This is a genomic window from Nocardioides sp. BE266 (assembly GCF_031457855.1).
In the GTDB taxonomy this organism is placed as follows: Bacteria; Actinomycetota; Actinomycetes; order Propionibacteriales; family Nocardioidaceae; genus Nocardioides.
On record NZ_JAURTI010000012.1, the window covers coordinates 51,919 to 58,750 of the forward strand.

6 protein-coding genes are annotated in these 6,832 nt (G+C 73.2%); 3 read left to right on the forward strand and 3 right to left on the reverse strand.

Going from position 1 to position 6,832, the window contains the following annotated elements:
* Window positions 1-28: 28 nt before the first annotated feature.
* Both J2X46_RS23340 and J2X46_RS23345 read left to right on the forward strand, forming a co-directional pair.
* Complete coding sequence (locus tag J2X46_RS23340; protein ID WP_310254837.1) at window positions 29-913, forward strand: MoxR family ATPase; 885 nt, start codon at window positions 29-31, stop codon at window positions 911-913.
* Window positions 914-962: 49 nt separating this feature from the next.
* Window positions 963-2,327 (forward strand): VWA domain-containing protein, encoded by a 1,365-nt coding sequence (locus J2X46_RS23345; protein WP_310254839.1) that lies wholly within the window; start codon window positions 963-965, stop codon window positions 2,325-2,327.
* Here J2X46_RS23345 and J2X46_RS23350 read toward each other — a convergent pair.
* From J2X46_RS23350 to J2X46_RS23360, 3 genes are read right to left on the reverse strand one after another with little or no spacing between them, the layout of a single operon-like run.
* A complete protein-coding gene (locus tag J2X46_RS23350; RefSeq protein WP_310254840.1) occupies window positions 2,324-3,652 on the reverse strand; it encodes a hypothetical protein in 1,329 nt (442 codons plus the stop codon). The genes J2X46_RS23345 and J2X46_RS23350 overlap by 4 nt on opposite strands.
* Window positions 3,649-4,584: a hypothetical protein gene (locus tag J2X46_RS23355; protein ID WP_310254842.1), complete on the reverse strand. Its 936-nt coding sequence runs from the start codon at window positions 4,582-4,584 to the stop codon at window positions 3,649-3,651. The genes J2X46_RS23350 and J2X46_RS23355 overlap by 4 nt, the downstream gene beginning before the upstream one ends.
* A gap of 1 nt (window position 4,585) precedes the next feature.
* A complete protein-coding gene (locus J2X46_RS23360; protein WP_310254844.1) occupies window positions 4,586-5,005 on the reverse strand; it encodes a hypothetical protein in 420 nt (139 codons plus the stop codon).
* Window positions 5,006-5,226: 221 nt separating this feature from the next.
* Between J2X46_RS23360 and J2X46_RS23365 the strand changes: the two genes are divergently transcribed.
* A complete protein-coding gene (locus J2X46_RS23365) occupies window positions 5,227-6,744 on the forward strand; it encodes a potassium/proton antiporter (protein ID WP_310254846.1) in 1,518 nt (505 codons plus the stop codon).
* Window positions 6,745-6,832 lie beyond the last annotated feature (88 nt).

Consider the following 6,832-nt stretch of genomic DNA (forward strand, 5'->3'; position numbering starts at 1 on the left):
CGGCCACCACGGTGGCTAGGCTCGCCGGGTGACGACCTGGTTCGAGTCCGCCGACGACGCGGCTGCGCGGCTGCGCGCGGCCGGCTACCTCACCGACGACGCGACCGCGCTGACGGCCTACCTCGCGGGGGCGCTGGAGAAGCCGCTGCTGATCGAGGGTCCGGCGGGCGTGGGCAAGACCGAGCTGGCGAAGGCCGTCGCGCGGGCGACGGGCGCGGAGCTGGTGCGGCTCCAGTGCTACGAGGGCCTCGACGAGGCGCGGGCGCTCTACGAGTGGAACTACAAGAAGCAGCTGCTGCGGATCCAGGCGTCCCAGGCCACCTCACGGCAGAGCGACTCCAGCTGGAGCGAGACCCACGACGACATCTTCACCGAGGAGTTCCTGCTCACCCGGCCGCTGCTGAGCGCGATCCGGCGGGGCGAGCCGACCGTCCTCCTCGTCGACGAGGTCGACAAGACCGACGTCGAGGTCGAGGGCCTGCTGCTGGAGGTGCTCAGCGACTTCCAGGTGACCATCCCCGAGCTCGGCACCGTCACCGCGACGCGGCGGCCGTTCGTGGTGCTCACGTCCAACGCCAGCCGGGAGCTGTCCGAGGCGGTCAAGCGGCGCTGCCTGTTCCTGCACCTCGACTACCCCGACGCCGAGCGGGAGCGCGCGATCGTGACCAGCCAGGTGCCCGGGCTCGACCACAAGGTCGCCGCCCAGCTCGTCGACGTCGTCGTACGGCTGCGGGAGCTCGAGCTGAAGAAGGCGCCCTCGATCGCGGAGTCGGTCGACTGGGCGCGCACCCTGATCGCGCTCCAGGTCGGAGACCTCGACGAGGCCACCGTCGCGCGCACGCTCGGCGTCGTGCTCAAGCACGCGTCCGACCAGCAGCGCGCGATCAAGGAGCTGAAGCTGGCCGTCGGATGAACCACCCCACGCGAATCCTCGCTGCGCTGCGGTCCGCGCAGGGACCCCGATGAGCCTGCTCGACACCCACATCGGCTTCGTGGAGGCGCTGCGCTCCGCGGGCCTGTCGGTGTCGCTGGCCGAGGGCCTCGACGCGATCAGTGCGCTGGAGAAGGTGCGCTGGCACGACCGCGAGACGGTGCGGGCGGCCTACGCCGCGACGCTGGTCAAGCGCCAGCCGCAGCGGGTCACCTTCGACGCGGTGTTCGACATCTACTACCCGCGGCTGGTCGGCAGCGGTGTTGCCGGCGAGGATGCGGTGCCGAGCCGGGGCGTACGCGACTCCGGACCCGAGCTGGAGCGCTTCCGCGAGGCGCTGGCCGAGGCCCTCGCCTCCGGCGACCAGCAGGCGTTGCAGGACCTTGCAGTCGAGGCGGTCGCCCGGTTCGGCGCGATGCCCGGGCGCGGGCCGGGCCTCTCCAGCTGGTCGGCGTACACCTCCCTGCAACGAGTGTCGCCGTCCGAGCTGATGGACCGGATCGTGCAAGGGCTACTGGCCGGCGGCCTCGACGACGAGCAGGCGCAGCGCGCGGCCGGCCGGCGCATCGGTGACTTCACCCGGATGGTCGAGGGCGACGCGCGGCGTCGCATCGCGGAGGAGAAGGGGCCCGAGCACGTCGCTGACGTGACCGTCCGCCCCACCATCGACCGGCTCGACTTCACCGCCGCGCGCCGCAGCGACCTCGACGAGATGCGTCGCGAGATCTACCCGCTGGCCCGTCGCCTCGCCGCCCGCCTCACCAAGGAGCAGCACGCGAAGCGGCGCGGCCCCCTCGACGTACGACGCACGGTGCGCGCCTCGATCGCGACCGGCGGGGTGCCGCTGACGACCCACCACAAGCCCAAGCGGCCGCACCGCACCGACCTGGTCGTGCTCTGCGACGTGAGCGGCTCGGTGGCGAACTTCGCGCAGTTCACCCTGCTGCTGGTCTACGCGCTGCGCGAGGCCTTCAGCGGGGTGCGGGCCTTCACCTTCGTCGACGACGTCGTCGAGGTCAGCGACCAGTTCCGCCCCGGCGCCGACGTGGTCGAGGTGATGGAGGGCCTGGCGGCGAGCATCTCCCACGCCGCGCTGTGGGGGCGGACCAACTACGGCCGCGCGCTGACCCGCTTCGCCGAGGACCACGGCGACGCCATCGGGCCGAAGTCGTCGCTGCTGGTGCTGGGCGACGCGCGCTCGAACTACAGCGACCTCGCGCTGCCCGTCCTCGCCGACCTGGCCGGCCGCGCCCGCCACTCCTGGTGGCTCAACCCCGAGCACCCCCGCCACTGGGGCACCGGCGACAGCGCCGCAGACGCGTACGGCGCGGTCGTGCCGATGACGGAGTGCCGCAACCTCGCCCAGCTCGGCGAGTTCGTGCACTCGATTGTCTAGCCGGCGAGGAAGCCGAGGTCCTGGAGGCGGGTGATCTCCGCCCGGACCTCCGGGTGCTCGGCGCTGTCGGCGGCGCGGGCGCCGTCGACGTACACCCGCGTGCCCTCGCCGGTGCTGCCGTCGAAGACGACGGTCAGCCGGTTGGGGGTGGAGGCGTTGATCAGCGAGCCGAGCAGCGCGACCGGGTCGGAGCGGTCCTCCAGCGACAGGACACGCGTGTCGCCCGGGATCCGGGGGACCTGGGCCGAGGGGGCGCCGGCGGTGACGACCTGGTCGACCACGAAGCGCGTCGAGCTGGCGGTGGCGGCGATCTCGGCCGCGATCGCGCCGCCGGCCGCGGAGCCGACCAGCATCACTCGGGCGTCGTCGTCGGTCACGGCCTTCTCGATCGCGCGCACGACCTGGGTGGCCGACGTCGTGGGATCGGCGCCGACGAGGCGGAGCCGGCCGTCCTCGGGGGCGAGGTTGCCGGGGAGGTAGGCGATGTAGCGGCCAGCGCCGACGCGCTGGACGCTGATCCGGCGGTCCTCGGCGAGGAGGTTGGCCATCAGCTCCTCGAGCGAGCGGGGCGCGTGGCCCTCTGCGGCGTCGGCCTCGGCCACCGGCTGCTCGACCTCGACGAAGGAGCCGGCCGAGTCGCGGAAGGCCGCGACCGCGTCGGTCGGGAACGGCTCGATGCCGATGGCCCGCAACCCGCCGCGCGCGGCGTGGGTGCCCTGGTCGGTGGCCAGCACGCCCGCAGTGAGCAGCGAGCGCATGTGCAGGCCGTCGAGCAGCCCACCGCCACCGGAGAGGTGGTCCATCAGCTCGGGGTTGTTCTCGGCGAGCTCGTTGAGGTAGGCCGTGACCCCGTCACGGTCCATCGCGTCGGTCTCGATGAGGCCGGCGCTGACGATCGCGCCACCGAGCGCCACCTCGGGCGCGAGGTAGCCGATGGCCCGGCCCGCGATCGAGCCGAGCGTCTTGTAGGCGGCCTGCTGGAGCTCGTCGATCCAGCGGTAGGTCAGCACCGTCGCACGTACGACGAGCGCGTCGGCGTCGAGCTCGACAGACCGGGTCAGCAACCCGTTCTTGCCCGTCGTGGCCGCGCGGATGTCCTCCTCGGCCTGTCCCCAGGTCGCCTTCGACAGCTCACCGGAGTCGGCGACGTCGTCGTCGGAGAGGATCTCGGACCCGAGGCGGGCGCGGGTGCGCATCTCGTTGCCGGAGGAGTCGAACAGGTCGGCCAGCGCCAGCATCTGGTCGTACTTGTCGGCCGCGACCGACGCCGAGGAGGCGTCGCCGTCGTCGGCGCCGTGGGTGCGGGGGATGTCGAGATCGCTCATGCAGTGGTCACCTGGGCCAGGACGGGGGCGAGCTCGGTCGCCAGGTCGTCGGGGTCGACGCGGCCGACGGCCACGCGGGCGCCGTCGTCGTGGCGCGGGGTCAGGGAGTGCCAGCCGTCCTTCAGGAGAACCCAGGACACGACGCCGACCGATGTGGTCGCGCGCTCGGCGACCTCGGCGGCGAGGATCCGCAGCCGGCCCCTGCTCTCGGTGTGGACGGCGGCGATCGCGGCTGCGGCTTCGGCGTCGCCGACGGGCTCGCCGTCGGCGAGCACGTCGCCGTCCGCCTGGCCGATCAGCACCGGCACCAGGTCGGAGCGCCCCGAGCGGAGTGCCTCTCCGATCGAGTCGGCGAGGGCATAGGGGACGTCGAGCAGCCCGGGCACCTGCGACGTCGCGAGGGGCAGGTCCTCGGGGACCGCGGTGACCCGGGCGAGCTCGAGGGTCCACTGGTCTGCGGGGAACCACGCCAGCTCGAAGACGATGCCGTCGCACGTCGACAGGCTGGCCACCGCGCCCCCGCTGTGGCGGTGCCAAGCCTTGACCTGGGTCGCGCCGGCCGCGACGTCGATGTCGAGCGCGAGCCGTGGCGTGGCCAGCAGGCCGACCGCACCGACGATGCCCGGATCGGCGCCGTCGTCGGTCAGCAGCCCGCGGCGGCGCAGGGTCTCGCGGGGGTCGTGGAGCGTGCCGAGGGCGTCGGAGTAGGCGGAGTCCTCGACCGAGCCGCGGCTCTGGCCGAGGCGCCCGGACAGCGAGCCCGCGTCGGAGGCCGCGCCGTCGGAGGCGACGAGGTCGAACGGGAGCGGCGCACCGCCCGCCAGCTCGGCGACGAGCCTCAGCTCGGGCAGGGTCAGCGCGAGGCGCCGGGCCATGCCGTCGAGGAAGCTCGCCGGCGGCGTCGGCGGGGTGGTCAGGTCGATGGTCACCATGTCAGAGCCCCGGGAGGTCGACGGTCAGCCAGTCCTTGTGACCGGCCGGGGGAGGGTCGAACGCCAGCAGCGGTGCGTCGCCGGCGTCGGCCTGGCCGTCCGCCGCCTCGCTGGCCCGGGTGCGGGCGTCCTCGACGAGCGAGGTGGCCTTGTGGGACCGGACGTCGATCGCCTCCTTGAGCGTGTCGACCTCGCCCAGGTGCTTGGCGAGCGACTCGGCGGCGGTCTCGTGCTGGGCGGCGGCGGCGCGCAGGTGGGCGGCGCGCTCCTTGATGCGCTCGCGCATCGCGTCGGCGGCCTTGCCGTGCCACGGCACGGCCTCGGCCTGCGAGACCAGACGTGCGGCGAGGGCGCGGATGTCGCCACTCTGCTCACGCAGCTGGGCCACGCGCTTGCGGCCCGCGGCGGTGTCGCCGTACATCGATCACTCCCTCTCGTCGGCGGACGCCTACCCGCGCCAACGCCCTCCCAAACGTGGTCCGACGAACGATTCTGGCCCACGCGGGCGGCCGGGTCGACCCGTGGCAGCAGTACGTCGTGGAGGTGCCCGTGCGCTGGAAACCCGGACTGGACGGCCGTTCCCGACCGATAGGATCGCGCCACGACCAGCCCCGTCACCAGATCCGATGGCACGAGGTGTGCATGACTTTCGACGTCCACCAGCTCGACGCGTTCGTGCTGGTCGGCGCCGTGGTCACGCTCGCGGCGATCCTGGCGGTGCGGGTCTCGGCCGGCGCCGGCCTGCCGTCGCTGCTCATCTACCTCCTGATCGGCGTGCTGCTCGGTGAGGGTGGTCCGTTCGCGATCCCCTTCGACGACGCACAGCTCGCCCACGCCCTCGGCTTCGGCGCCTTGGCGATCATCCTCGCCGAAGGTGGCCTGACGACCGACTGGCGGCAGATGAGGCCGAGCATCCGGCTCGGCGTCTCGCTCGCCACGCTCGGCGTGGCGGTGTCGGTGGCGGTCGTGGCGGTCGGCACCCACTACGTCCTCGGCCTCCCCTGGGAGCTCGCGATCCTGCTCGGTGCGGTCTGCTCGCCGACCGACGCCGCCGCGGTGTTCTCGGTGCTGCGGGTCGTGCCGCTGCCCAAGCGGCTGACCGGTGCGCTCGAGGCGGAGTCCGGGCTCAACGACGCCCCGACGGTCGTCCTCGTCGGCATCATCTCCACCGGTGCGGCGGGGGACGCGGGGCTCCTCGAGGTCGCCGGGACGATCGTCTTCGAGCTCCTCGCCGGTGGCCTGATCGGCGCCGCCGTCGGACTCGCCGGGGCGTGGCTGATGCGTCGGGTCGCGCTGCCGTCGTCCGGCCTCTACCCGCTCGCCGTCATGTGCCTGGCGTTCACGGCGTACGGCGCTGCGGCCGCGGTGCACGCCTCGGGCTTCGCCGCCATCTACGTCGCCGCGCTGATCCTCGGCAACAGCGAGCTGCCCCACCGGGTGGCGACGAGGTCGTTCGCCGAGGGCGTCGCCTGGCTCGCGCAGATCGGGCTCTTCGTCATGCTCGGTCTGCTGCTCTCGCCGGGCCGGATCGACCTCAACACCGTCGTCGACGCGCTGGTGACCGGCCTCGTGCTGACCTTCGTCGCCCGCCCGCTGTCGGTGTTCATCAGCAGCGCCGTGCAGCGGATGGGGGTGCGCGACCTCGTCTTCATCTCGTGGGCCGGGCTGCGCGGCGCGGTCCCCATCGTGCTCGCGACGATCCCGCTGAGCGAGGGCGTCGACGGTGCCGACCACCTCTTCGACATCGTCTTCGTGATGGTCGTCGTCTACACCCTGCTCACCGGGCCCACCCTGCCCTGGGTGGCCCGGCTCCTCCGCGTGGCCCGACGCTCCGAGCCGCGCGGCCTCGACGTCGAGGCCGCCCCGCTGGAGCGGGTCGCCGCCGACCTCCTCCAGGTGACGATCGCGCCGACCTCGAAGATGCACGGGGTCGAGGTCGGCGAGCTGCGGCTCCCCCAAGGGGCGTCGGTCTCGCTCGTCATCCGGGCGGGCGACGTGCTCGTGCCCGAGCGTCGTACGGTCCTGAAGTCGGGCGACGACCTCGTGGTCGTCACGCCGCGCAAGCTGCGCGAGGCCACCGAGACCCGGCTGCGGCAGGTCTCGGAGAACGGCCGCCTCGCGCAGTGGCTGGGCGACCCGGCGCGCCGCGACTCCGACTGATATGTAGGGCCCCGCTGTCAATGGGCAGGGTGAGGCGCCGCCGGACCGGCGTGGTCTGACGGCGCCTCTCTTGGTCTGGTGCGGTCGT

Excerpts from the sequence above, each read along its gene's own strand:
- J2X46_RS23345 (WP_310254839.1), top strand. The coding sequence starts at position 963 with ATGAGCCTGCTCGACACCCACATCGGCTTCGTGGAGGCGCTGCGCTCC.
- J2X46_RS23365 (WP_310254846.1), top strand. The coding sequence starts at position 5,227 with ATGACTTTCGACGTCCACCAGCTCGACGCGTTCGTGCTGGTCGGCGCC.
- J2X46_RS23355 (WP_310254842.1), bottom strand. The coding sequence starts at position 4,584 with ATGGTGACCATCGACCTGACCACCCCGCCGACGCCGCCGGCGAGCTTC.
- J2X46_RS23360 (WP_310254844.1), bottom strand. The coding sequence starts at position 5,005 with ATGTACGGCGACACCGCCGCGGGCCGCAAGCGCGTGGCCCAGCTGCGT.
- J2X46_RS23350 (WP_310254840.1), bottom strand. The coding sequence starts at position 3,652 with ATGAGCGATCTCGACATCCCCCGCACCCACGGCGCCGACGACGGCGAC.